Source organism: Nocardia cerradoensis NBRC 101014 (assembly GCF_000308535.1).
Taxonomy (GTDB): domain Bacteria; phylum Actinomycetota; class Actinomycetes; order Mycobacteriales; family Mycobacteriaceae; genus Nocardia; species Nocardia cerradoensis.
The window spans coordinates 1-1,206 of sequence record NZ_BAFW01000116.1 but is presented as its reverse complement, the minus strand read 5'-3'; the positions used below and the strand labels follow the sequence as shown (position 1 = coordinate 1,206).

Below are 1,206 nucleotides of genomic sequence, written 5' to 3'. Positions count from 1 at the left end.
CCTGGCCGCGGCCGGACTCCAGTACGGGCCGTCGTTCCGGCGGGTCACCTCGGTGCGCGTCGGCCGCGATGTGGTGGTGGCGACCGTCGACGGCGCGATCGCCGCGGACTCCGGCCATCTGGCGCATCCGGCGGTCGTGGACGCCGCCATGCAGTGCGCGGCCATGCTGTTCGCCGACGAACGCATCGACGAGGGCGTGATGGTTCCGGTCGGCGTGGGTGCGGTGCGCTTGCTCGCGGCGCTGCCCGAGACGGTGACGGTGGTGGCCCGGCGCGATCCGAACGCGCGGCTGCGCGCCGATGTGGATCTGCTCGACGCCGACCACAAATTGGTGGTCCGGCTGTCCGGCCTGCTGATCGGCGCGCTGCGGCCCGGCGACGATCCGCTGCACCGGATGGCCGACTTCTACTACACCGAGACCTTCGAGGAACGCGATCCGATCGATCCGGCCGCGCTGACCGAGGCGGGCTCGGTGAGTACCGTGGTGGTCCGTCTGGGCGAGACCGACCGGGCCGACCGGTTGGTGGCCGCGCTTCCGGATTCCCGTCTGCACGTGGTGGATTCGACCGGACCCGAACTGGAGTCCGAGCTCGTCGAGCAGCTGCGCGCGGCCCGCGACGAACCGGCTCGCCGGTTGCACATCTGTGTGGTCGCCGGTGCGGTCGCCGACGACGTGGCCGACTTGTGGACGCTCAAGCGCATCGCGGTGGCGATCGCCGGCTTCGTCGAACCGCCCAGCGAAAACGGCACGCCACAAACGATTTTCGGCGACGGCCTGGTGCACTGCACCCTGGTCACCGAATCCGCATTCACCCTGCCCGGCAGTCCCGTCCCGCCCGAGACCGGACAGGCCGCGCTGGCCGGCGCCCGGCGCGTGCTGCTCAACGAGCAGACCGCCCTGCGGTGGCGGCTCGTCGACATCGAACCCACCACCCCGATCGCCGATCTCGTGGCGGAGCTGGCGGTGCCCGGCGCCTTTTCCCTCGACAACAGCGACGAGGTGCTGCTGCGCGACGGTAAACGCTGGGCGACGGTGATCACCAAACCGCTGCCCGAACGTCTGGAAGCCTTGGAAACCTCGGCGCCGCTGACCGATCCGGACGCCAACTTCGAACTCGACATGCCGCGCACCCGGCTGCTGTCGGCACTGGCGTGGCGGGAATGCCCGCGGGTGGCACCGGGCCCCGGCGAGATCGAGATCCGCAT

The 1,206-nt window shown here is 70.8% G+C and carries 1 protein-coding gene; it reads left to right on the top strand.

Translation table 11 applies throughout. The annotated features are described in order from the left end of the window. A partial coding sequence (locus ON23_RS12430) for a polyketide synthase dehydratase domain-containing protein (protein ID WP_039778275.1) occupies positions 1-1,206 on the top strand: 1,206 nt, incomplete at both ends.